The organism is Treponema sp. OMZ 805 (assembly GCF_050937395.1).
In the GTDB taxonomy this organism is placed as follows: domain Bacteria; phylum Spirochaetota; class Spirochaetia; order Treponematales; family Treponemataceae; genus Treponema.
Window position 1 is genome coordinate 1 of sequence record NZ_JACCLP010000054.1, and the last position, 535, is coordinate 535.

Genomic DNA, 535 nt, shown 5'->3' on the forward strand with positions numbered 1-535 from the left:
GCGTTCGTTTAAAGTAAATTCTTTAAAGCCTTTTTGTACACTTTCACCGGCTAACAATTTTTTCCGAGCATCAAGGATATTCGGTAAAAGGTTCGCTTCATAGCGCTGTACGCTTTCTTTCCACGACACTTCACGACGGGATTTTTTAAAGGCTGCGCACAGATTATCGGGATTAGCCACTTGATTAAAATCATCAAAGGCTTTTAATTTTGCATCCCGTTTTTCACTGCGGCGTTGCCGCCTCCGCGCATCCCTCGCTGTATGTCGTTTATCACTCATTTAAATAATGAAGCCTCCATCGGGTCTTAAAAAAAACCTTGCACGGCATACGGCTTTTTTTAAGCCGTTCGACGGAAAGTATGCCGCATAACGAAGTAAAGGCATGAAACTTTTTACCGCCGGTTCTAAAAGCCATGCATGGACAGTCTCCCGTCCGCGTCCGCCTTCTCGTGTCAAGGTTACGGTTTGCGGGGGCCTTAAAATGGCAGCCCGCAGGGCGCTTATCTCCTTCTGTGTCCGACAGCTCGGTTTTTTT

General features: G+C 46.4%; 1 protein-coding gene. It reads right to left on the bottom strand.

Annotated features, from left to right (window positions below):
- A partial coding sequence (locus HGH47_RS12250) for a hypothetical protein (RefSeq protein WP_432912758.1) occupies window positions 1–279 on the bottom strand: 279 nt, incomplete at its 3' end.
- Between the last annotated feature and the right edge of the window lie 256 nt (window positions 280–535).